Consider the following 21,061-nt stretch of genomic DNA (forward strand, 5'->3'; position numbering starts at 1 on the left):
GGCAGCGTGTCGCCGCCGACCGCGTCGAGCACGAGGTCGACCCCGCCGGGCGCCCATGCGCGCAGCGCCGCCGCGATGTCCCGCGCGCGATAGTCGATGCTTGCAGCGGCGCCCAGCGATTCGACCGTCTCGCGGTTGCGCGCGGAACACGTCGCCGCGACCCGCGCGCCGGCCTGCACCGCGAGCTGGATCGCGAACGTGCCGACCGCGCCCGCGCCGCCGTGCACCAGCACGGTCTGTCCGGCCTTCAGTCCGCCGTCGTCGAACAGGCCGGCCCACGCGGCGAGCGCCGGTGTCGGCACCGTGGCGGCTTCCGCGAGGCTCACCGCGTCGGGCACGCGCACGACCGAGTCGTGGCGCACCGCCACGTATTCCGCATACGCGCCCCAGCGCCCCGCGCCGACGTCGGTCTGCGCGAACACCCGCATGCCGGGCGCGAAACCGTCGACGCCGTCGCCGACCGCTTCGACCACGCCCGCCGCGTCGAAGCCGATCACGAACGGAAACGTGTACTGCATGAATGCGCCGAGGTAGCCTTCGCGGCATTTCCAGTCGGCGGGATTGACGCCCGCAAAGGCAACGCGGATCAGCACGTCGCCGGGGCCCGGCGTCGGTGCCGGCACGTCGGCCATCCGCAACGCGTCGGAATGACCGGCGCGATCGATCAACAGGGCTCGCATCTTCGTGTCTCCAGGGGTGGTGTCAGCTTGGCGGGCGCGCCGCGTCACGCCGCCGTATCGGCCAGCAGGCTCGACGCGAGCGGACAGAACGCATGCGAGATCGCATCGACCGTCCAGTCGGGGCTTTCGGCATCGAACCGGCGGTCGACCCAGCCCCAGTGATACGGATGCATCAGGTATTCGCCGAGCAGATCGCCGACGTGCGCGAATTCCTGCTGCCACACGTGTGTCCATGCGCCGGGGGACGCGATCCGGCTCAGGCGCCAGTTGCGGATGCCGGGCATGTACGCGGGCATGCGCAGCAGTTCGCGTTCGAGCGCGGCGACCTGCGCGGCGCCGGCCTGCGGCCGCGCGCGCAACATCAGCGTGCGCCACACGCCGTCGCGCAGCGCGGGTTCGCGCAGGCCGCCGCCGATCGCGCGGCACACGGCGCCGTCGATGCGTACGATGCCAGGCAGTTGCGCGAGCGCGGCGAAATCCGCCGTGCCGTCGGCCGCGCCGTTGGCTGTGCAGTTGGCTACCGAATCGTCGCGCAGCACGTCGAGCGTGTAGTCGCCCGCGCCCCAACTGCCGTCCTGGTTGCGCGCCAACGTCACGCGTTTCGCCCCGGCCAGCGCGTGTGCCGCTTCGTGCAACGCGCGTTCGATGCCACCGGCGTCGCGATCCGCCGACACGAACACCTGTGCCGTGTCATGCCGCATGATCGACCTCCGTCAGCGCGGGCAGCGGCGCATCGGCGTCCGTCATCACATGGCGGCGGCGCACGTCGCACAGCGCGTCGACCGCCATCCAGAAACCGATCACGCCGGCATCCGTCAGCGCGCGCATCCGGTAGTAGGCCGGCGCATCGGCCACGTGCCAGGTCAGCCACAGCGTGCTCGGCTGCCCCGGCACCGCGACGGGCGGCGACACCCAGTGGCCAGCCGCCGTCAGCCCGCGCGCCGCGTGGCCCGGCAGGTAGCGGTCGCGCAGCAGCGCAAGCACGTCGGGAATGCGCTCGGGCGCGAGCGTGATTTCGTCTACGATCTGGATCATTCGCGTGTGGTTCGTGGTCGTTCGTGACAGGGATCGGCGGCCGGCCTACGCCGTTCCGGCGAGGCCGCGGGCGGCCGGCGTGGATAGCATTCTTGCGTGGCGGCGATGAGCCGGCCCCTACCGGCCCGCTCACCGGCCCCTGTCGCAACGATCAGATCGGGAAACTCATGAAACAGCGCGCCATGCCGGCCCGCGGCCGCATCCTGCCGGGCCTCGGCGCGCGCCTGCTGAGCGAACTCACGCGCAGCGGCGCGCCGCCGGCCGACCGCGATGCGCAGCCACCTCGACCGGCGACGACACCGGGCGATTTCGTCGCGCTGTACCGCGACGCGATCGAGCGGCTCGAGGCACGGGTCGCGCGCGGCGACGGTCACCCGCCGATGCGCAAGCGCGAAGTCGACCTGATGTGCCGCTGCCTGCTGAGTTGCGCGACGCTCGCCGACGCGATCCGCTGTGCGGCCGAGTTCTGCGAAATGCTGCAGCCGCGCGCCGGTCACCTGACGCTTGCGGTGCGCGACGGGCGTGCGCTGTTCCGGATGGATTCGCTGCGACGTACGCGCAGCCCGGCCGCGTGCCTGGTCGACCTGACCGGGCTGTTCTGCTACCTGCAGCTGTTCGGCTGGCTGATCGGGCAGCCGTTGCGGCCGACCGACGTGTGGCTCGGCCATCCGCGCCGCGACGACGCGATGCCACTGCTCGGACTGTTCAATGCGCCGGTTGAAGTGGGCCGCAAGACCTACGGTTTCGCGTTCGATGCGGCGCGGCTCGCGTGCCGCGTGATCCGGCAGCCGGTCGAGCTCGACGCGTTTCTCGTCGATTTTCCGTTTCGCCTGATCGATGCGGCACCGGCCGTCGTGTCGTGGACGCAGCAGGTGCGCGGTTTCCTCGATGCGGCGCTCGCGCACGAACAGGCGTTGCCGGCGCTCGCCGAACTGGCCGCGTGGCTCGGCGTCAGCGAGGCGACGTTGCGGCGGCGGCTGATGGCCGAGCACACCGGTTATCACGCGCTGAGGGAGCAATGTCTCGCCGAAGCCGCGCAACGCTGCCTGCGCGAATCGGACTGGCCGGTCGCGCGGATTGCCGCGCATCTCGGGTTCGGCGGCGAGGAGGCGTTTCGCCGCGCGTTCGTCCGGTGGACAGGAGTCGCGCCGAGCCGGTTCAGGCGCGATCGCACGGCTTCGAACTACCCTGTTTCGTCAGACATGAAACGCCGCGCCGACGCATGAAGGAAAGGATTTCGAAAGGTCTTGCCCGGCAATGACGTTTTTTCGCATCCCTGCGTCGCCGGATATTTGACGTAGCGGCGCGCACGCCATTACCCTTGCGCGCTGATGGTGCCCGGAGACGGGATCAAAAGGGAACGCAGGAGAGGCCATGCCTCGAATCTGCGGCTGCCCCCGCAACTGTGAGCGGTGAATTCGTGCCACTGCGTGCCACTGGGAAACCGGGAAGGCCCGCACGAATGACGACCCGCGAGCCAGGAGACCTGCCATCGACCCGAGGTCCAGGCAGCCGCACCGGGCGGGGTGTCCCGGAGCGCCAGGCACCGCCGTTGGCGGTCGCCCGCTGCATGGACGGCCCGACCTCAGGATCCGCCCGATGTCCATTGTTACCGCATCCGCTTCCGCACCGGAAGCGCCGCGCCGGCACGCCGCCGGCCTGCACGGCCCGCCCGCACGCGCGTGCCGTTCCCCATCGACTGCGTCCGCCGGCGTGTGCCGCGCCGACGCCCGCGACACCGGCCTGCCGGGCCCGGTCGCGCGATAACCCGATCACCGATAACAAGACCGGTGCTGCCCGCCGCCCGTTCACGATCGACGCCGGCGCAGCCCGACGACAACGACAGCCTCATGAAGATTCGACACCTCCTTGCCACGTCCGCCGCGACCGCGCTCCTCTCGCCCCTCGCCCACGCCGCCGGCGACACCGCGGTTTCGCAACCGGCCCCGGCCGCCGAAGGCACCGACCTGCCGACGATCAACGTGACCGACACGCGGCGCCTGCCCGAGTCGTTCGACCAACGCTATGCGACGACCCAGGTGCTCACGCGCACCGATCTCGACCGGCTGTCGCCGAGCGACCCGAGCATCACGCAGGCGCTTGCGACGCTGCCCGGCGTGACCGTCTCGCAGAACGGCGGCCCCGGTTCGTCCGCGTCGGTCAGCATCCGCGGCTCGTCGGCCAACCAGGTCGCCGTGTTCATCGACGGCATCCGGATCGGCTCGCCGACCACCGGCATCGCGCCGTGGGCCGACTTGCCGACCGAAGCGTTCGAACGCGTTGAAGTGATTTCGGGGCCGGCTGCCGCGTCGTTCGGCGCCAATGCGATGGGCGGCGTCGTGCAGCTCTTCACGCGCCGCGCCGCCAACCAGCCGAACCAGACGACCGTGTCGTTCGGCGGCGGGTCGAACAAGACGTTCGACACGCAGCTCCGCACATCGGGCACGGTGCCGTCGACCGGGCCGCTCGCCGCGCTCGGCGGGCTCACCTACTCGCTCGGCCTGCGCTCGTACAACACGGCCGGCATCGACTCGACGCGGCCCGTGCTGCCGTACCATGAGGCCGGCCGCAACCCGTACCACGCGCAGGATCTCGATGCGCGCCTCGGCTACGCGCGCGACAACTGGTCGATCTCGACGTTCGCGCTGTATCACCGGTCCGATCTGTCCTACGACAACAGCGGTTATGCGAACCGCCAGCTCGATCATCAGCTGACGACCGGTATCGCGTTCCATCTCGACATCACGCCCGACACGCAGTTCGACCAGTCGTTCGGCTATGCGAACGATCGACAGTTCCTCTACGCGAGCGATCCGGGCATCCCGACCGACCAGATCAATTCGCAGCGCATCAGCACGTCGACGTCGTTGACGCATCAGGAACGCGGGTTCCACCTGTTCGGGCTGCCGCTGTCGGGCGAGACCAAGCTCGCGTACGACTTCACGCGCGAGCAGGCGTTCCTGCCGGTCGATATTCCGGGCGGCATACCGACGCGCAACGATTCCGCGTTCTCGCTGCATCAGTCGGCGACGCTCGGCAGCGTGACGATGTTCCTCGCGGGGCGCCATGAAATCATCGCCGGGCAGTCGGTGAATACGGGTAACGCGGCGCTGTCGTGGGCGATCACGCCGGTGTATACGGCGCGCGTGTCGTACGGCAATGCGTTCAAGCTGCCGACGTTCAACGACCTGTACTACCCCGGCTACGGCAATCCGGGGCTCAGCCCGGAACGCAACACGTCGGTCGAGGCCGCGGTCGATGCGAACACGTCGTACGGTACGTTCACGGCCGCGATCTACGACACGCGGGTCACCAACCTGATCGCGTATAACCCGGCGACGTTCTCTCCGATGAACATCGGTCGCGCGCATATTCGCGGCATCGACCTGTCGTACAAGGGGACGATCGGCCGCTCGACGCCGGTGAGCGTCGCGGTCGGGATCCTGAATCCGCAGGACGAGACCAACGACTCCTGGCTCAGCCGCCGCCCGCGCCAGACGGTCAGCGTCAACATCGATCACACGTGGGATGAACTCCACCTGCATGCGTTGAGCACGGGGGCGTCGCTGCTTTACGGCGGCACGACGTTCGACGATCCGGCCAACTCGACCTATCTGCCGTCGTACCTGACGGTGGGCCTGCGCGCGTCGTACCGGATCAATTCGCACCTGACGGTGTCGGCGACGGTGTCGAACCTGTTCGATCGGCAGTACATGACCGCGTATGGATACAACACGCTTGGACGGACGGCGTTCGGGAAGGTGAGTTACACGTTCTGACGGGTGGAAGGGGGGATCTTGGCGCGGTGGGCGGCAAGGTCTCCCGTCGGGAAGCGGTGTTCGATGCTTCCGTCACCGGATATGGGAAACGGTATTCCGACCCAAACCGGTCGACGGGCTGGTGACTGCGGATCTGCCGTTCTTTCGGTCGCGCCACGGGCGTCAATGTCCGTATCAACACTGTTAGACTGCGGACGCCCATCCCCGTGGATGTACTCACCATTCAGGACATCGACATGACCGAATGCACGCTAACGTTTTCCAGTCAGATCGAATGGGAAAGCTGGTTAGGGGAAAACGGCAGCACGTCAACCGGCGCATGGCTGCGTCTCGCGAAAAAAGGCACCGGGCAGCGAACCGTCACCTACGAACAGGCGCTGGAAAGCGCCCTCTGCCATGGCTGGATCGATGGTCAAAAGCGGGCCGGGAACGACCAATACTGGTTACAACGCTTCACCCCACGCGCCGCCAAAAGCCAGTGGTCGCAACTCAACAAGGACCGGGCTGAAGCACTGATCGCCGCAGGCAGAATGCGCCCGCCCGGCATGTGCGAAATCGAGAAGGCCAGGAAGGACGGCCGCTGGAACGCTGCTTATACGTCGGCCAGCAACTCGGCCGTGCCGGACGACCTGCAGGCGGCCTTGGACGCCAATCCCGGCGCCAGGAAATTCTTCGCAACCCTGAACAGCCGTAACCGCTATGCGATCCTGTATCGCATACAGAATGCCAAAAAGCCCGAAACAAGGGCGCGCAAAATCGGGGAGTTCATCGACATGCTGCTGCGTGGCGAAACCTTCCATCCATGAATTTTTCGCTGACGGAGATTTTCCCGAACGTCGGGTATATGACCCATCACGGCCGCTTTGGCTCGGCATCGGCCATCACACACTCGTTCCATTCTTCGGACTATGATGATCCGGCCGGCAGCCACGGGGCTGCCGGCCCACGCTTCCTCGATGCATTTCACGTAACGCAACGCGCATTCCCGAGCGCAGCGACCGGGGTGAATCATGGATCAATACGAAGACTTCATCGTGCGCACCATGTCGGCCGACGAGGTGGCCATGTCGATCGAATGGGCGGCGGCGGAAGGCTGGAACCCCGGCCTGCATGATCCGTCCTGTTTCAGGGAAGCGGATCCGGCCGGGTTCTTCGTCGGCGTCTGGCGCGGCGAGCCCGTCGCGTGCCTCGCCGCCGTCGCCTACGACGAACGCTTTGGTTTCATCGGCCTCTACATCGTGAAACCCGGGTTTCGCGGCAAGGGCTTCGGCATCCGAATCTGGCAGTACGGCATGCGTTACCTCGCCGATCGCAACATCGGGCTCGATGGTGTAGTGGCCCAGCAGGCGAACTACCGGAAGTCCGGATTCGCACTCGCGTACCGCAACATCCGCTATCAGGGGCGCGTGGACGGCATCGGGTGCGCGCACGTGACAGCCGCGGCCGACGTGCCGTTCGAGCAGTTGCTCGCCTACGACCGCCAGTGCTTTCCAGCGGCACGCGCGCGTTTCGTCTCCGCGTGGATCGCGCAGCCGGATGCCGTGGCGCTCGTGACCGTCGACGCCGGCCGTATCGCCGGATACGGTGTCGTGCGCCGCTGCAGGGCGGGCTGCAAGGTCGGCCCGCTGTTCGCCGACGACGCTGGCGTTGCCATCGGGCTGTTTCGCGCGCTGGCCGCGCGCATGCCCGGCGAGGTCATCGTGCTCGACGTGCCGGAAACGAACCCCGCAGCCGTCGCGCTGGCGGAACGGCACGGCATGACGAGCGTCTTCGAAACCGCGCGGATGTACACGCAAGACGCGCCGCCGATTGCAATCGAGCGCGTGTTCGGGGTGACGTCGTTCGAGCTGGGGTAATCGTCACGAACAGGGCGGACGCTCAAGTCGCTACGCGATGCAACGTCAGCGAGCGTGGCTGGGTAATTCCGCCCTCTACGGCCCTTGTACGGCAGGTACGGGCATCGTGCGGGCATCAACGGGCCACCCGTCGGAACGGGTGATGCGCAGACGACGCAGATCCCGATCGCCGCGACAGCCGGGTGGATATGGCCTACATGCCCGGCACATGTTTGTCTCCGCTTCCTGACGCACGACACCCGACCAAAGCGGCCATCCCCGATCACATGAAGCCATAGCGCTTCGACGCACCGGAACACGTCACCCCAATGACGCACAGGCAGAACCGGCACGCCCGGGAAATTGACAACCCCGCCAAACCTAATACAATTAGCCGCTTGACTAACTTGAATAGCATCTGTCATGGCACGCGCTGGCATCACCCTGGACAAACTCGTCGAAGCCGGCGCACAGCTCGCCGATGAGACCGGCTTCGAGCACCTGACCGGCGCAGCGCTCGCGCGTCACTTCGACGTCAAGCTCGCCAGCCTGTACTCTCATGTCCCGAGTTTCGACGACCTCAAGAGCCGGATCGCACTCTTCGCGCTGAGGGAACTCGCCGATCGCGCAACCGAAGCACTGGCCGGCCGTACCGCCAAGGACGCGCTGACAGCGCTCGCCAACGTCTATCGCGACTACGCGCGCGAGCACCCCGGCCGTTTTGCAGCCGCGCGCCACCCGCTGAGCGTCGAGCGCGCCACTGAAAGCGCCGGCGGCCGGCTCGTCAGGATGACCTCGGCCGTGCTGCGCAGCTACGACATGCCGGAAGCCGAGCAGCCGCATGCGATCCGCCTGCTCGGCGGCTTTTTCATGGGCTACGTCACACTCGAAAGCGCCGGCGGGTTCTCGCACAGTGCACCGGCTTCCGACGCGTCGTGGTTGCGCAGTCTCGATGCGCTGGACGTGATGCTGCGCCACTGGCCTTGCGCCGCATGACTCGCCCAACGGAGCTGAATCGATGAAAGACCAACCCGACGGCGTGGTCCTGCCGAGCCGTGTCGTCCCCTTCCCGGCCTCGATCAGCGAAGAGGCGCGAGCCGCGTTGCAACGGCTGGTCGGCAGCGACGGCGTGCCGCTGAACGCGCTGCACGTGATGCCTGCCCCGGACGATTTCGACGCATGGATGCGCGTGAAGGCGGCCGCTGACGCGCACTACGCGGCGGCCATCGAGCAGCTCGGCGGTCATCTGCGTTCAAGCGTGGAGACGATCCGGGCCGGCGCTGCGGACGTGCACGTCGCCACGCCCGAGGCAGTGGCTTCCGGCGAATGCGCGTACATCGACTTGCATGGCGGTGCGCTGGTTCTCGGCGGCGGCGCCGCATGCCGCGCCGGCGCGCAGATGCAAGCCGACCGGCTCGGCATTCGATGCTACGGCGTCGACTATCGCCTGCCGCCCGAACATCCGTATCCGGCCGCACTCGACGATTGCATCGCCGCGTATGCGTACGTGCTGGAGCGCTACGCACCGGAAAACATCGTCATCGGCGGGCGCTCGGCGGGCGGCAACCTCGCCGCCGCGATGGTGCTGCGCGCCCGCGACGAAGGGCTGCCGCTGCCGGCCGCGCTGGTGCTGCTGTCGCCGGAAGTCGACCTGACCGAATCCGGCGACAGCTTCGAAACCAACCGCCTCGTCGACGTGGTGTTGCCGACGTCGCTGATGCCGAACAACCTGCTCTACGCGAACGGCGCCGATCTCGCGCATCCGTATCTGTCGCCGCTGTTCGGCGATTTCGCTGCCGGTTTCCCGCCGACCTTCATCCAGAGCGGCACACGCGACCTGTTCCTGTCGAACGCGGTCCGCCTGCACCGCGCATTGCGGCGTGCGCAGGTGCCGACCGAGCTTCACCTGTTCGAAGGCATGCCGCATGGCGGGTTCATGGGCGCGCCCGAGGACATGGAACTGGGCCAGGAAATCGCGCGCTTCGTGCGTGCGCATTTGCCTGCATTGAATTGAATCCGTCGAGCGTCAGACGATGAACGGCAAACCCCACAAGGACGACATCGGCATCGGCCCGGATCGCTGGATCGAATTCGGCGATCTGTCGGGCCGGCAGGCGCAGGCGGTCGCGATCGATCCCTGTCTGGCCGGGGTCATGTCGTTGATCGATGCACTGGAGACGGACTGTGTCGCCGCATGCTGCGGCATCGACGCATTCGGTTTCTGGCCGGACGAGATCGCGGTTGCCGTGAGCACGCTCGATCGCGCTGCGCTGGCACGGCTCGCCGACGATCTGCTGTCGGTTCAGCGTGCGATCGACGCGTTGCCGTCCGATCTCGTCGTCAGCACGCGGATGAACCAGTTTTTCAGGAAGGCGGTGTTACTCGAGTTGCTCGCGCATATCCGGACGACTATCGACGCGATCCGGTCGCAGCGCGATGCGCGCGACGCATCGACCTAAATGACGCCGCGCACGCCCGCGATCACCTGAATCACGCCGAACCCCGCGACGACCGCGGCCGACACGCGCGACAGCCCGTGCATGAACGCCAACGACATCCGCGTGCGCAACGCGGCGGTCGTACCGCTCAGGCACAGCCACCACGTTGCGGAGCCGGTGAACACACCGGCGACCATCAGCGCCACGGACGGCCACATCGCGCCTTCCCGCGCCCCCGACAGCGGGCCGAGCGCCGCGAAGATCCCGACGAACGACAGGATCGTCATCGGGTTCGACAGCGTCAGGCCGAACGTCGTCAGGAAATCGCGCAGGACGGTCGTGCGCGGCAGGTCGCGTTGCGCCGTCGACGCGGCCGGCGCCTGGCGCGCGATGGTCCACGCCAGCCACACGAGGAATGCGCCGCCAGCGATTTTCAACCCGACGGTCAGCATCGGGAACGCCGTGACGATACCCGCGATGCCGAGCGCACCGAGCAGGCCATAGATCGCATCGGCGCACGCGGCGCCGACGCCCGTCGCGAATCCCGCCTGAAAGCCGCGGCTCAGGCTGCGCTGGATGCACAGCATGCCGATCGGGCCGACCGGCACCGCGATCGACAGCCCCATTACGACGGACTTGATGAACAGCATCGCCTGCTCCTTGCGACATATGACGCGTTGAACAGGCATCGTAGGGAAAGTCCGGTCATCGCTGAATGCGTTTTTTAAGGAAAAATGACGGCTCCACCTTAAAAAATTCCACCGCGATGGACGATCTGGACTGGAAGGTACTGACGCTGTTGCAGGCCAACGGCCGCATCAGCTACACGGAGCTGGCGCGCCAGGTGCACCTGTCGGTGCCGGCGGTGACGGAGCGCGTGAAGCGCCTCGAAGCGGCCGGCGTCGTCGAGGGCTACACCGCGCGGATCAATCCTGCCGCCGCCGGCTATCCGGTCAGCGCGCTGATCGGCATCACGGTGCCGCAACCGGCGAAAGCGAAATTCCTCCGGTTGCTGGAGACGATTCCCGAAGTCGTCGAATGCCATCACGTGACGGGCGCGGACTCGTATGTGATGCGACTCGTCGCGATCAGCATGACCCATCTCGAACAACTGATCGAGCGCATCAACCTGTACGGCGAAACACGCACGTCGATCGTGATGTCGACGCCGCTGCCCGCACGCGGATTGGCGCGGCCGCCGTCGCCGCGCGACATCGTTCGCGATTGACGCATCGAGCGGCCCCGCCCGCTCCGCTTTCCGCGGGAGACCATCAAGCAATCCCGGCCGGCGGTAACTGGAGGCCAATCTTCATCTGGCCGGTTACCGCCGTGACGATCAGCACCGATCGGCTACTTGCCGGCCACGCCGCCAAGCAGGCCGCCCACCAGCCCCGTAATGGGCGCGAGCGGATTGGCAAGCGCACCCAGCGGCGAGCCGCCGTCCGCGCCGGTCGCGGAACCGTTGCGAACGGTCGCCGGCATGCCGCCGACCACGCTCGTCACCAGGCCTGCGACCGGCACCGCGCCGTTCGCGCCGCTCGGGTTCACGAGGCCGCCCACGTTAGTCACGGTGTTGCCGACCGCGCGAACGAGCCCGCCGACGCCGCCGACCAGCGGCTGGGGCGACGTGGACGTCACCTTCCATCCCGCCGACGTGATCGCGCCGCCGATCTGTCCGAGCAGGCCCGCGACCGGCTGTCCGAGGCCGGTCGCCGTGCCGACCTGCTGCGTGACCTGGCCGACGGTCGTGACGAGCGGCGTGATCGCCGTACTGATCGCCTGCGTCGTCTGCTGGACCGGACCCGACGACAGGGCCGAGCCGAGCATGGCGCCGCCCGTCTTGATGCCGCCGGACACGGTGTCGAGCAGGCCGCCGACCGGTGTCGTGAGCGGCGCCAATGGCGACAGCGGGCCGGTGCCGAGCGCCTTCACCGTGTCGCCGAGGCCGGCGACCGGATTGCCGACCGAGCCGACGATGGAGCCGAGCCCGGCGACCGTCGTGCCGACGGGGTTCGCCGTGAAACCGGTCTGGCCGATGCCGTTACTCACGGCGTTCGACGTGTCGCTGATGATCGTGCCCACGCCCGTGACCGTGTTGCCGAGGCCGGTGGTCACGCCCTTGCCGACTCCGGGCGGGCTCACGCCGCTGATCGTGGCGCCGGCATCCATGACGACCACGCCGACGGAACTGATGATGCCGTTCGTGCCGGGGGTTCCGCTGGTGCCGCTTGTGCCGCCGGTTCCGTTCGTGCCGCTGGTGCCGCTCGTTCCGCTGGTTCCACTCGTGCCGTTGGTCCCACTCGTGCCGCTGGTTCCACTCGTTCCGCTGGTTCCGCTCGTGCCGTTGGTCCCACTCGTTCCGCTGGTTCCACTCGTTCCGCTGGTTCCACTCGTTCCGCTGGTCCCACTCGTTCCGCTAGTCCCGCTCGTGCCACTAGTTCCACTCGTGCCACTGGTTCCGCTCGTGCCACTGGTCCCACTCGTTCCGCTAGTCCCGCTCGTGCCACTAGTTCCACTCGTGCCACTAGTTCCACTCGTGCCACTGGTTCCGCTCGTGCCACTGGTCCCACTCGTTCCGCTAGTCCCACTCGTTCCGCTAGTCCCACTCGTTCCGCTAGTCCCACTCGTTCCGCTAGTCCCACTCGTTCCGCTAGTCCCACTCGTTCCGCTAGTCCCGCTCGTGCCACTAGTTCCACTCGTGCCACTAGTCCCGCCCGTCCCGCTCGTACTCGTTCCGATGTTGTTACCACCCGGCTTCGGCGCCGTAACATCGCTGCCTCCACAAGCCGCCAGCGCACACGCCGCGGCAATGGCGGCGAGCGCAACGTTCGCCTTGATGAAATGATTTTGCATGGAAGCCCCCGTCCGCAATTCAGCGCGATCCTTCCCGCAAGCATCTACCGTGCCATACCCGTCGGTTCCTGTAACGATCCCGCCGCCGCACCGCAGCGCCCCTGCCGACGCCATACTCCCGCGCAGCACATCGCCCGCGCCTCCACCCGCTGCGTTCGATCCGACCGTGCGTTCCGGCAGCACCGACGTAACACCGATCCGGCGTTACGTAGCACGACGCCCCAAAAAACGGCCGGGACCGCACACCGCCGGTCCCGGCACATTGCACATGCCCCGCGTCGTCGTCAGCGACGCTTCACGATCTTCACAATCGTAAGCGTGCCGTTCACGCTTTCGACCCGCACCCTGACCTTGTCGTCGACATGAAGCGACGTCAGCATCGCCGCATCGCCGACCTTGAACGCCATCGTCATCGGCGGCATCCCGACGTTGTCGAGCGCGCCATGCTTCAACATGACCAGCCCGCGCCCGGCATCGATCTCCTTGACCTCGGCATCGGTCAGCACCGCATCCGGCGCCGACATCGTCGAACGCCCCATGCTCATCGCAGGCATGTCGCTGCCCGCGAACGCCGGCATCGCAACGACGGCCGCCGCGCACCACGCGGCGAACGCGTGAAAGCAGGTCTTCATCGATCGTCCCCCGCGGCTCCGAAGACATTCCCGTTGTTCATCGAAGCCGCGACGCGGACGCCCGGCTCAAACGAACAACGTCGCACCGGCCCATGCGATCAGCACGACGCCCAGCATGCGCCCGGCGCGCTCGCCGCCGGGCAGGATTTTTTCCGCGAACACGAACACCGACAGCGCGGCGATCCACACGACGTTCATCACGCCGCCGACGAACAGCAGCGCCATCAGCAACCCGCAGCACCCGACGCAATACATCCCGTGTCGCGCACCGAGCAGGAAACTGCCGGCGATGCCCGGACGCCAGTGCGCGACCAGAAAGGCCGCCGGCGCGCGGCATTGCCGAAGGCATGCACGTTTCAGCGGCGTGAATTGATAGAGCCCGGCCAGCGCGAGCACGGCCGCGGAAAGCACCGCACTCTTCGACCACAGCATCATCGCGGAGATCAGCCCGGCCGGCTGCAGCAGTTCCTGGAGCAACGCCGCGCCGACCGAGAACGCGAACCACGCGGCCAGATAGCCGGCCAGCAGCGACATCGACGTCAACGCGGCCGCCGCGCCGTCCGCGCCGCGATGCCTGAGCACGCGCCGGTACAGCATCACGAGCGGCGCCGCGCTGGGCGTCATCATCGCGATCATCATCACCCACCACATCGCGATCACGGTCGGCAGCGACGGATCCATGCTGCCCATGTCGCCCGCCAGCCGATGCGGAAAGAGCGCGACCGCCGTCATCTGCAGCGCCGACATGCCGGTGCCCGCGCCGGTCCACAGGTAGAACCAGCACACGCCGACGAGCGCGGCCATGCCGAGCAGCGTGACGACGCGCTCGCGCCCGAGCCAGATGTCGAACGGAGTCATGCCGCCGCGCGATGCCGGATCAGCCCGTGGTTGTTCAGATGCAGCCGCGCGAACTGCGCATAGGTGCCGTCGAGGTTCAGCACGATGTTGCCTTGCGAGCGCCCGGTGCCCGAACCGATCTCGGCGAGTTCGTACTCGAAACCGTTCGGCAGGTCGATCCGCGCGCGATGCTCGGCGCCCGTCACCGGGTTGCGGATCGGATCGCCCGCGACGTCGAACACGCCTTCGACATGAATCCGGCCGTGCCGCGCATCGACATCGACGTCGAAATCGATCTTCGTGAAGATCGGCTCGAACGCGTGCTCGAGCGTCGACGCGAATACCGCGAACATCGTCGCAAACGGATCGGTATCCTGACCGGTCATGATCTTCAGCACCGCTTCGCGCTGCGCCGGACTCGCGCGCTCGTCGACGATCGGCTGGCACTTGCCACGGCCTTCGTGGACCGCCCCCGGCCACTGAAACACGACCGCGATCCTGACGCCGTCGAGCACCACGTCGCCGTAGTGGCCGCTGTCGATCGAAATCGCACCCATTGCTTCGCATCCGCCGTGGGTCGGCGGTGCATTGAACTGGCAAGGGCATCCGTATGAGCAATTGCAGCTCATCATTTCGGTGCCCTGAATCTCCCACGGCGTCATGGCTTCACCTCGCGCGCTGTAACACACATGAATGCTTCGAATCTAGTGCACGGCATCGGGGAAATCAAAGCGGGAACGGATGACCGATACGACGGGAGAAACCCGCGAATTCCGGTGTCGCGCATGGCGCGTCGACCGGCTCGCGGACAGCCGCTCGGGTCGAGACGTCACGCCCGCACGTCACACGACCAGCGACGCGACGATCGCACACCACACGGCACTTGCGCCGCACAGAAACACGCGCCGCGCGACGAGCATCCGCGACTCGTCGCCGGCGGTCTTCATCGGCGAAGTCGCGAGGAACGGCACGCTGGCGAGGCACGCGAAACCCGCGAGCGCGAGCACGATCACGACGTAATCGCCGAACCGCCAGGGCAACGGCTCGTGCAATCCCCAGTAGCCGAGAAACAGCATGCCCATCGAAAACATCGTCGCGGCGGCCGAACTGAGCGCGACCACCGAACCCGTCGGAAATTGCATGGGAGCCTCCCCTCGCGCATCGCGCGCGACGCCGGATCATTATCCCGGCGCGGAGGGGAAAAGCACAACGCCGGCCGGCAGCAGGCCGTGCCGCTCGCGGCGCGCGAGCGCAAGCACGTCGCGGCGAAACGCGGAATCGCGGATCGACCGGAAAATCGGAATCTCCGACGGTACTACGCGGAGATATCGAACTTGCTCAGGATCGCGATGCTTTCGCTTGCGCCGGCAACGCGCTTCATCGTCCCGATCGAATGGGGGCGGAACACGGGGTCGACCTGCCGGCATTCCGGCGGCGTCTTGCGCAGGGGGGTGCCGGCAGGATCTTGCCGGCCGGCGTCAGCGTCAGCCGCAGCACGCGCTCGAGCGACGATTCGCCGATCGCCTCCTCGAGCAGCCGCACATGCGTGTCGATCGCGGACGGCGCGGCGCCGATGATCGTTGTCACGGATTGACAGAAACCGGATTCGCGCGACGGAAGTGTCCGCCTTCAGCCCGGCTTCTTCGTGGCCTGCACGACGGAAATCCAGCCCACCACCGCCGCGGCGACCCAGCAACAGGCGATCATCAGGTCGAGATCCATCCAGCCTTCGAAATTCGCGCTGTTTTCGAAGCTGCAGCGCTGATGGCCCCTGACCCACACGCAGCCGCTGATGAACTGCTGGATGTGCATATAAACGCTGTAGACAGCAAAAGCCGACGCGATGACCGTGAGCCGCAAACGGACGTTCTTTTTCATGTGACGCGAATGCCGGTGGAAAGCCAGTGCCGATCTTACGGCAACGGCAACCTGCCCGGCAATCCGTCGCATCCTGCCCCCGGATGCCCTTCGCTCACGCGTCGATCCGCCTGATCGTCCTCAGGCAATCCGCCGCCAGCTGCTGATAAATCCGCGTGCCGTTCGCCTTCGCGTCGATCTCCGCGTCGCTCAGCCGACGCACGACGCGCCCCGGCATGCCCGCGAGCAGCACGCCGCGGGGCACGTCGTAGCCGGCCTTCACGAATGCACACGCGGCGACGATCGTCGTGGCGCCGATGGTCGCGCCGTCCATCACGACCGCATTCATTCCGATCATCGTGTCGGGTTCGAGCGTCGCGCCATGCACGATCGCACCGTGGCCGATGTGGCTGTTGACGCCGAGCCGGCACGTCTCGCCGATCCCGACGTGCAGCACGCAGCCATCCTGCACGTTGCTGCCGTCTTCGACGACGATCGCGCCGAAGTCGCCGCGCAGGCTCGCATGCGGACCGATGTAGCAGCGCGCGCCGATCGTCACGTCTCCGATCACGACCGCGCTCGGGTCGACGTACGCGGACGGATCGACGCGCGGCCGCATTCCGTTGAATTCGAACAGCGGCATCGTCAGAGCGCCGCGACCGCTTCCGGCACGAGCGTGAACAGGTCGCCGACCACGCCGTAGTCGGCCACGCTGAAGACCGGCGCTTCCGGGTCCTTGTTGATCGCGACGATCACCTTCGAATCCTTCATGCCGGCCAGATGCTGGATCGCCCCCGAGATGCCCACCGCGATGTACAGCTGCGGTGCGACGATCTTGCCGGTCTGGCCGACCTGGTAGTCGTTCGGCACGTAGCCGGCGTCGACTGCCGCGCGCGATGCGCCGAGTGCTGCCGACAGCTTGTCGGCCAGCGGCTCCAGCACCTTCGTGTAGTTCTCGCCGCTACCCAGACCGCGGCCGCCCGACACGATGATGCTTGCGCTCGTGAGTTCCGGACGGTCCAGCTTCGTCACTTCACGGCTCACGAACTGCGACTTGCCAGTGTCTGCCGCTGCTTCGATCTTCTCGACCGACGCACTGCCGCCTTCCGCTGCCACCGGATCGAAACCCGTCGCGCGCACCGTGATGACCTTGATCGGGTCGCTCGACTGCACCGTCGCGATCGCGTTGCCCGCGTAGATCGGGCGCTCGAACGTGTCAACCGACACGACCGCCGTGATCTCGGAGATCTGCGCGACGTCCAGCTTCGCGGCGATACGCGGCGCGATGTTCTTGCCGTATGCAGTCGCCGGCGCGAGGATGTGCGAATAGTCCTTCGCGATGTTCAACGCGGTCGCTTCGACGTTTTCCGCGAGGCCCGCTTCGAGTTGCTGCGCATCGGCCAGCAACACCTTCGACACACCTGCAATCTTCGCGGCCGCGTCGGCCGCCGCTTGCGCGTTGTGGCCCGCGACCAGCACATGCACGTCACCGCCGCCTGCCGCGCCGAGCGCCTGCGCAGCCGCCACCGCATTGAGCGTCGCGGCCTTGATCGATGCGTTGTCGTGTTCCGCAATTACCAGAATCGTCATTTCGTTGCGTTCCCTGTTACAGCACCCTGGCTTCGGTCTTCAGCTTCGCGACCAGCGTCTGCACGTCCGGCACCTTCATGCCGGCCGCGCGCTTCGGCGGCTCGTTCACGTTGAGCACTTTCAAACGCGGCGTCACATCCACGCCAAGGTCGCCGGGCTGCACGATCTCGAGCGGTTTCTTCTTCGCCTTCATGATGTTCGGCAAGGTCACGTAGCGCGGCTCGTTCAAACGCAGGTCGGTGGTCACCACGGCCGGCAGTCGAAGCGACAGCGTTTCCGCGCCGCCGTCGACTTCGCGCGCAACCGTCGCACGCCCGTCGGCCACCCCCACCTTCGATGCAAACGTCGCCTGCGGCAAACCCGCCAGCGCGGCCAGCATCTGCCCGGTCTGGTTCGAATCGTCGTCGATCGCCTGCTTGCCGAGGATCACGAGCGACGGCTGTTCCTTGTCGACCAGCGCCTTCAACACCTTCGCGATGCACAGCGGTTCAACACTGTCGTTCGATTCGACGAGGATCGCGCGATCCGCGCCGATCGCGAGCGCCGTGCGCAGCGTTTCCTGCGCCTGCGCGACGCAGACCGACACCGCGACCACTTCGGTCACGACACCGGCCTCCTTCAACCGCACGGCCTCCTCCACCGCAATCTCGTCGAACGGGTTCATCGACATCTTCACGTTCGCGATATCGACGCCCGTCCGGTCGGATTTCACGCCGACCTTCACGTTCGCGTCGACCACGCGTTTCACTGCCACGAGCACTTTCAACTGCACGTCCCCCTTGTGGTGCGATCGCCGCGTCAGCGCGCGGTATAACCGCCGTCGATCACGAGCTCCGCGCCGGTCACGTAACGGCCGGCCGGCGACACGAGATACAGGATGCCGGCCGCGATGTCGCGCGGGCTGCCGATCTTCGCCATCGGCACGTGCGTCTGCAGGTAGCCGAACACGTTGTCCGGGTCCTGCCCCATCTGGCGGAACGCGTCCTCGAGCATCGGCGTGCGGATATAGCCGGGGTGTACCGAGTTCGCGCGGATGTTCTTCGCCGCGTACAGCATCGCGTCGACCTTCGCCATCATCCGCACCGCGGCCTTCGACGCGTGATACGCGGGCACGTCGGGCCCGCCGACGATCCCGTACATCGACGACAGGTTCACGATCGAGCCGCCGCCGGCCGCGTCGATATGCGGAATCGCGGCACGCGTGCACAGGAACACGCCGTTCACGTTCACGTCCTGCACGCGCTGCCACTGCGCGAGCGTGAGCTCGTGCGTCGGCACGTTGTGGCCTTCGATGCCCGCGTTGTTCACGAGCACGTCGAGGCGCCCGAAGCGCGCGACGATCTCGCCGAACACGCGTGCCACGTCGGCCTCCTGCGTCACGTCGAGCGCCCAGAACGCGGCCTGGCCGCCCTGCGCGCGGATCTCCTCGACGAGCGCTTCCGCCGGTTGCGACAGCACGTCGAGAATCGCGACGCTCGCACCGGCCGCGGCCAGCGTGCGCGCGGTCTCCGCGCCGATGCCGCGCGCGCCGCCGGTGATCGCGGCCACCTTGCCGCGCAGGTCGAACAGGTCTTCGATGAGCTTCATGTCGTCTCCATGTATGTGATCAGACGGCCCGCCCGCATCGGGGCAGGCCCTCGCGGGCATCCGGCGTTATCGCGTATTCCGCGCCGCAAGAAAATCGAGGCATTCCCGATTGAAATAGTCGGCGTGTTCCACCATCACCCAGTGGCCGCACCGGTTCATCAGCACGAAACGCGCGTCGCGGCAGCGTTCGAGGAACTTCAGCGCGCCGCCGACCGGATTGAAACGGTCGTCCGTTCCCCAGAAACCCAGCACCGGGCAGCGCAGGTCGCCGAGCACACCAGTCAGGTTCGGCACGCTCATCGTCGAGAGCACTTCGGTCGGCTGCTCGACGCACACCTTCATCCGCTCGGCCACGAGCGCGTCGGTGACGATCGCCGGATCGTGCACGAGCAGCGTCAGCAGCTCGCGCATCGTGTCGTCATTCATCTGGCGATTGGTGAACAGCTTCACCATCCGCTGGATGCCTTCCATCCGGAAATAGGTGTCGCGATCCTCGACGCCGCCCGGCGCCATCATGATCAGCCCGTCGACTTCGTCCGGGTAATCGAGCGCGTACTTGAGCGCGATCGCACCGCCGAGCGAATTGCCGAGCAGCACGGCCGGCCCGATCCCGAGCGCGTCCAGTTGCGCATGCAGCGCGCCGACGAAGAAATCGAGCGTATAGGCGACGTCGGACGGCTTCGACGACTGCCCGTAGCCCGGCAGGTCGACGACGATCGCGCGATGGCCGGCCGCCGCGAACGCGGGCACGTTGTGCTTGAAGTTGCTGAAACCGCTGGCGCCCGGGCCGCTGCCGTGGATGAACACCACGGGCCGGCCTTCGCCCGCCTCGTAGTGGTGCAGGCGCAGGCCGCCCGGCACGTCGGTGAAGATGCCGGCCGGCGGCGTCGTGGGGATCGTCATCGCGGGTTGTCTCCTTCGTCGTTCGATGGATGCCTGACCACGATGATTGCGTCGCCGGCGCCGGCCGGCATCATCCTTTCAGACTACGAAGCCGCGCGCGCTTCTTCCTATCATCGGCCCACCGAAACGGAGGCAGACGATGAACGGATTCGACTACAGCGGCAAGACGGTGCTCGTGACGGGCGGCACCAAGGGCATCGGGCGGCGCATCGCCGAACTGTTTCTCGCGGCGGGGGCGCGCGTGTTCGTCTGCGGACGCAGCGCGCCCGACACGCCGCCCGCGGCCGGCGGCCGCGAGGCGGCATTCGTCGCGGCCGACCTGCGCGACATCGAGCAGGTCGACGCGATGCTCGCGACGATCCGCGCGGAGGCCGGCGGCCTCGACGTGCTCGTCAGCAACGCGGGCGGCTCGCCGTTCGCGCTTGCGGCCGATGCGTCGCCGCGCTTTACCGAATCGATCGTGCGGCTGAACCTGATCGCGCCGCTGCAGCTCGCGCAGCGCGTGAACGCGATCATGCAGCCGCAGCCCGAAGGCGGCGTGATGCTGTTCATCGCGAGCGTCAGCGCGTCGCGGCCGTCGCCCGGCACGGCCGCGTACGGCGCCGCGAAAGCGGGCCTCGTCAATGCGGTCACGTCGCTCGCGGTCGAGTGGGCGCCGCGGGTGCGCGTGTGCGCGATCAGCCCGAGCCTCGTGCAGACGGAATCGGCCACCGAAGGCCACTACGGCGACGACGATGCGCTCGACGCGATCCGCGCGACGATTCCCGCCGGCCGCCTCGCGACACCCGACGACGTTGCCTCCGCGTGCCTCTTTCTCGCGTCGCCCGACGCGTCGTACACGTCGGGCGCGAACCTGCGGCTCGACGGCGGCGGCGAACGGCCCGCGTTCCTGTCGGCGGCACAGGCGAACGCGCGATGACACGCGTCGCGCACGCGGCGTCGCGCGATCGTTGCCAGTCCTAGGGAAGTCATCTAGTTCATTTTGACGATTCCCTGCTACCGCGATCTCCCTACTCTGCCTCTCACGACAACACA

25 protein-coding genes and 1 riboswitch are annotated in these 21,061 nt (G+C 67.2%); of the genes, 9 read left to right on the plus strand and 16 right to left on the minus strand.

The annotated features are described in order from the left end of the window. The 3 genes from DPV74_RS17480 to DPV74_RS17490 all read right to left on the minus strand — a co-directional run. The coding region (locus DPV74_RS17480) for an NADP-dependent oxidoreductase (protein ID WP_162923068.1) at positions 1-680 on the minus strand (680 nt) is incomplete at its 3' end. 44 nt (positions 681-724) lie between these two features. After that, entirely contained in the window at positions 725-1,381 is a 657-nt protein-coding gene (locus tag DPV74_RS17485; protein WP_119337636.1) for a Dabb family protein, read from the minus strand. Next, positions 1,371-1,715 (minus strand): hypothetical protein, encoded by a 345-nt coding sequence (locus DPV74_RS17490; RefSeq protein WP_111940007.1) that lies wholly within the window; start codon positions 1,713-1,715, stop codon positions 1,371-1,373. Before DPV74_RS17490 ends, DPV74_RS17485 begins: the two co-directional genes overlap by 11 nt. Positions 1,716-1,882: 167 nt before the next feature. Here DPV74_RS17490 and DPV74_RS17495 point away from each other — a divergent pair, with 167 nt between their 5' ends. The 7 genes from DPV74_RS17495 (at position 1,883) to DPV74_RS17525 (ending at position 9,788) form a co-directional block, all read left to right on the plus strand. Then, the gene (locus DPV74_RS17495) at positions 1,883-2,941 is read left to right on the plus strand and encodes an AraC family transcriptional regulator ligand-binding domain-containing protein (RefSeq protein ID WP_119337637.1); all 1,059 of its coding nucleotides are present in this window, start codon (positions 1,883-1,885) and stop codon (positions 2,939-2,941) included. An 89-nt stretch (positions 2,942-3,030) separates the two neighbouring features. Beyond that, positions 3,031-3,224, plus strand: a riboswitch (cobalamin riboswitch). A gap of 341 nt (positions 3,225-3,565) precedes the next feature. Then, positions 3,566-5,494 carry a TonB-dependent receptor domain-containing protein gene (locus tag DPV74_RS17500; RefSeq protein ID WP_119337650.1) on the plus strand — a complete coding sequence of 643 codons (1,929 nt, stop codon included), beginning with the start codon at positions 3,566-3,568 and terminating at the stop codon, positions 5,492-5,494. A 236-nt stretch (positions 5,495-5,730) separates the two neighbouring features. Continuing rightward, on the plus strand, positions 5,731-6,300 hold the full coding sequence (locus DPV74_RS17505) for a YdeI family protein (RefSeq protein ID WP_119337651.1): 570 nt from the start codon (positions 5,731-5,733) through the stop codon (positions 6,298-6,300). A gap of 204 nt (positions 6,301-6,504) precedes the next feature. Then, positions 6,505-7,350, plus strand: a complete 846-nt coding sequence (locus DPV74_RS17510) for a GNAT family N-acetyltransferase (protein WP_119337638.1) — start codon at positions 6,505-6,507, stop codon at positions 7,348-7,350. 402 nt (positions 7,351-7,752) lie between these two features. After that, positions 7,753-8,325, plus strand: a complete 573-nt coding sequence (locus DPV74_RS17515; RefSeq protein WP_021164256.1) for a TetR/AcrR family transcriptional regulator — start codon at positions 7,753-7,755, stop codon at positions 8,323-8,325. 22 nt (positions 8,326-8,347) lie between these two features. Beyond that, on the plus strand, positions 8,348-9,343 hold the full coding sequence (locus DPV74_RS17520) for an alpha/beta hydrolase (RefSeq protein WP_059683666.1): 996 nt from the start codon (positions 8,348-8,350) through the stop codon (positions 9,341-9,343). A gap of 19 nt (positions 9,344-9,362) precedes the next feature. Beyond that, positions 9,363-9,788, plus strand: coding sequence for a DUF6331 family protein (locus DPV74_RS17525; RefSeq protein WP_059697312.1), 426 nt, complete (start codon positions 9,363-9,365; stop codon positions 9,786-9,788). Here the strand turns inward: DPV74_RS17525 and DPV74_RS17530 are convergent. Continuing rightward, positions 9,785-10,417: a LysE family translocator gene (locus tag DPV74_RS17530; protein ID WP_060195637.1), complete on the minus strand. Its 633-nt coding sequence runs from the start codon at positions 10,415-10,417 to the stop codon at positions 9,785-9,787. The two genes, DPV74_RS17525 and DPV74_RS17530, sit on opposite strands and share 4 nt — an antisense overlap. 116 nt (positions 10,418-10,533) lie before the next feature. Here DPV74_RS17530 and DPV74_RS17535 point away from each other — a divergent pair, with 116 nt between their 5' ends. Beyond that, positions 10,534-10,995: an Lrp/AsnC family transcriptional regulator gene (locus DPV74_RS17535; protein ID WP_119337639.1), complete on the plus strand. Its 462-nt coding sequence runs from the start codon at positions 10,534-10,536 to the stop codon at positions 10,993-10,995. Between the two features lie 122 nt (positions 10,996-11,117). Here DPV74_RS17535 and DPV74_RS17540 read toward each other — a convergent pair whose 3' ends face one another. From DPV74_RS17540 to DPV74_RS17595, 12 genes are all read right to left on the minus strand, one after another. After that, the gene (locus tag DPV74_RS17540; protein ID WP_240439991.1) at positions 11,118-11,936 is read right to left on the minus strand and encodes a collagen-like triple helix repeat-containing protein; all 819 of its coding nucleotides are present in this window, start codon (positions 11,934-11,936) and stop codon (positions 11,118-11,120) included. 968 nt (positions 11,937-12,904) lie between these two features. Beyond that, positions 12,905-13,252: a copper-binding protein gene (locus tag DPV74_RS17545; protein ID WP_091919379.1), complete on the minus strand. Its 348-nt coding sequence runs from the start codon at positions 13,250-13,252 to the stop codon at positions 12,905-12,907. A gap of 66 nt (positions 13,253-13,318) precedes the next feature. Beyond that, complete coding sequence (locus tag DPV74_RS17550) at positions 13,319-14,110, minus strand: DUF2182 domain-containing protein (RefSeq protein WP_119337641.1); 792 nt, start codon at positions 14,108-14,110, stop codon at positions 13,319-13,321. After that, positions 14,107-14,751 carry a DUF1326 domain-containing protein gene (locus DPV74_RS17555; RefSeq protein WP_119337642.1) on the minus strand — a complete coding sequence of 215 codons (645 nt, stop codon included), beginning with the start codon at positions 14,749-14,751 and terminating at the stop codon, positions 14,107-14,109. The genes DPV74_RS17550 and DPV74_RS17555 overlap by 4 nt, the downstream gene beginning before the upstream one ends. A 180-nt stretch (positions 14,752-14,931) precedes the next feature. Then, positions 14,932-15,231 carry a hypothetical protein gene (locus tag DPV74_RS17560; protein WP_021164379.1) on the minus strand — a complete coding sequence of 100 codons (300 nt, stop codon included), beginning with the start codon at positions 15,229-15,231 and terminating at the stop codon, positions 14,932-14,934. 235 nt (positions 15,232-15,466) lie between these two features. After that, complete coding sequence (locus DPV74_RS17565) at positions 15,467-15,676, minus strand: hypothetical protein (protein WP_162923069.1); 210 nt, start codon at positions 15,674-15,676, stop codon at positions 15,467-15,469. A gap of 42 nt (positions 15,677-15,718) precedes the next feature. Next, on the minus strand, positions 15,719-15,967 hold the full coding sequence (locus DPV74_RS17570) for a hypothetical protein (protein WP_027791702.1): 249 nt from the start codon (positions 15,965-15,967) through the stop codon (positions 15,719-15,721). Between the two features lie 94 nt (positions 15,968-16,061). After that, entirely contained in the window at positions 16,062-16,589 is a 528-nt protein-coding gene (locus DPV74_RS17575; RefSeq protein WP_027791703.1) for a transferase hexapeptide repeat family protein, read from the minus strand. Between the two features lie 2 nt (positions 16,590-16,591). Beyond that, complete coding sequence (locus tag DPV74_RS17580) at positions 16,592-17,536, minus strand: electron transfer flavoprotein subunit alpha/FixB family protein (RefSeq protein ID WP_119337644.1); 945 nt, start codon at positions 17,534-17,536, stop codon at positions 16,592-16,594. A 16-nt stretch (positions 17,537-17,552) separates the two neighbouring features. After that, entirely contained in the window at positions 17,553-18,302 is a 750-nt protein-coding gene (locus DPV74_RS17585; protein WP_119337652.1) for an electron transfer flavoprotein subunit beta/FixA family protein, read from the minus strand. A 32-nt stretch (positions 18,303-18,334) separates the two neighbouring features. Further along, a complete protein-coding gene (locus tag DPV74_RS17590; protein ID WP_021159456.1) occupies positions 18,335-19,123 on the minus strand; it encodes an SDR family NAD(P)-dependent oxidoreductase in 789 nt (262 codons plus the stop codon). Positions 19,124-19,189: 66 nt separating this feature from the next. Beyond that, positions 19,190-20,026 carry an alpha/beta fold hydrolase gene (locus tag DPV74_RS17595; RefSeq protein WP_119337645.1) on the minus strand — a complete coding sequence of 279 codons (837 nt, stop codon included), beginning with the start codon at positions 20,024-20,026 and terminating at the stop codon, positions 19,190-19,192. 139 nt (positions 20,027-20,165) lie between these two features. Here DPV74_RS17595 and DPV74_RS17600 point away from each other — a divergent pair, with 139 nt between their 5' ends. Continuing rightward, entirely contained in the window at positions 20,166-20,945 is a 780-nt protein-coding gene (locus DPV74_RS17600; RefSeq protein WP_119337646.1) for an SDR family oxidoreductase, read from the plus strand. Positions 20,946-21,061: the final 116 nt, after the last annotated feature.

Origin of the sequence: Burkholderia sp. HAN2018 (assembly GCF_024704855.1) — a bacterium.
Classification (GTDB): domain Bacteria; phylum Pseudomonadota; class Gammaproteobacteria; order Burkholderiales; family Burkholderiaceae; genus Burkholderia; species Burkholderia cepacia.

Excerpts from the sequence above, each read along its gene's own strand:
- DPV74_RS17485 (WP_119337636.1), bottom strand. The coding sequence starts at position 1,381 with ATGCGGCATGACACGGCACAGGTGTTCGTGTCGGCGGATCGCGACGCC.
- DPV74_RS17490 (WP_111940007.1), bottom strand. The coding sequence starts at position 1,715 with ATGATCCAGATCGTAGACGAAATCACGCTCGCGCCCGAGCGCATTCCC.
- DPV74_RS17495 (WP_119337637.1), top strand. The coding sequence starts at position 1,883 with ATGAAACAGCGCGCCATGCCGGCCCGCGGCCGCATCCTGCCGGGCCTC.
- DPV74_RS17500 (WP_119337650.1), top strand. The coding sequence starts at position 3,566 with ATGAAGATTCGACACCTCCTTGCCACGTCCGCCGCGACCGCGCTCCTC.
- DPV74_RS17505 (WP_119337651.1), top strand. The coding sequence starts at position 5,731 with ATGACCGAATGCACGCTAACGTTTTCCAGTCAGATCGAATGGGAAAGC.
- DPV74_RS17510 (WP_119337638.1), top strand. The coding sequence starts at position 6,505 with ATGGATCAATACGAAGACTTCATCGTGCGCACCATGTCGGCCGACGAG.
- DPV74_RS17515 (WP_021164256.1), top strand. The coding sequence starts at position 7,753 with ATGGCACGCGCTGGCATCACCCTGGACAAACTCGTCGAAGCCGGCGCA.
- DPV74_RS17520 (WP_059683666.1), top strand. The coding sequence starts at position 8,348 with ATGAAAGACCAACCCGACGGCGTGGTCCTGCCGAGCCGTGTCGTCCCC.
- DPV74_RS17525 (WP_059697312.1), top strand. The coding sequence starts at position 9,363 with ATGAACGGCAAACCCCACAAGGACGACATCGGCATCGGCCCGGATCGC.
- DPV74_RS17530 (WP_060195637.1), bottom strand. The coding sequence starts at position 10,417 with ATGCTGTTCATCAAGTCCGTCGTAATGGGGCTGTCGATCGCGGTGCCG.
- DPV74_RS17535 (WP_119337639.1), top strand. The coding sequence starts at position 10,534 with ATGGACGATCTGGACTGGAAGGTACTGACGCTGTTGCAGGCCAACGGC.
- DPV74_RS17540 (WP_240439991.1), bottom strand. The coding sequence starts at position 11,936 with ATGGATGCCGGCGCCACGATCAGCGGCGTGAGCCCGCCCGGAGTCGGC.
- DPV74_RS17545 (WP_091919379.1), bottom strand. The coding sequence starts at position 13,252 with ATGAAGACCTGCTTTCACGCGTTCGCCGCGTGGTGCGCGGCGGCCGTC.
- DPV74_RS17550 (WP_119337641.1), bottom strand. The coding sequence starts at position 14,110 with ATGACTCCGTTCGACATCTGGCTCGGGCGCGAGCGCGTCGTCACGCTG.
- DPV74_RS17555 (WP_119337642.1), bottom strand. The coding sequence starts at position 14,751 with ATGACGCCGTGGGAGATTCAGGGCACCGAAATGATGAGCTGCAATTGC.
- DPV74_RS17560 (WP_021164379.1), bottom strand. The coding sequence starts at position 15,231 with ATGCAATTTCCGACGGGTTCGGTGGTCGCGCTCAGTTCGGCCGCCGCG.
- DPV74_RS17570 (WP_027791702.1), bottom strand. The coding sequence starts at position 15,967 with ATGAAAAAGAACGTCCGTTTGCGGCTCACGGTCATCGCGTCGGCTTTT.
- DPV74_RS17575 (WP_027791703.1), bottom strand. The coding sequence starts at position 16,589 with ATGCCGCTGTTCGAATTCAACGGAATGCGGCCGCGCGTCGATCCGTCC.
- DPV74_RS17580 (WP_119337644.1), bottom strand. The coding sequence starts at position 17,536 with ATGACGATTCTGGTAATTGCGGAACACGACAACGCATCGATCAAGGCC.
- DPV74_RS17590 (WP_021159456.1), bottom strand. The coding sequence starts at position 19,123 with ATGAAGCTCATCGAAGACCTGTTCGACCTGCGCGGCAAGGTGGCCGCG.
- DPV74_RS17595 (WP_119337645.1), bottom strand. The coding sequence starts at position 20,026 with ATGACGATCCCCACGACGCCGCCGGCCGGCATCTTCACCGACGTGCCG.
- DPV74_RS17600 (WP_119337646.1), top strand. The coding sequence starts at position 20,166 with ATGAACGGATTCGACTACAGCGGCAAGACGGTGCTCGTGACGGGCGGC.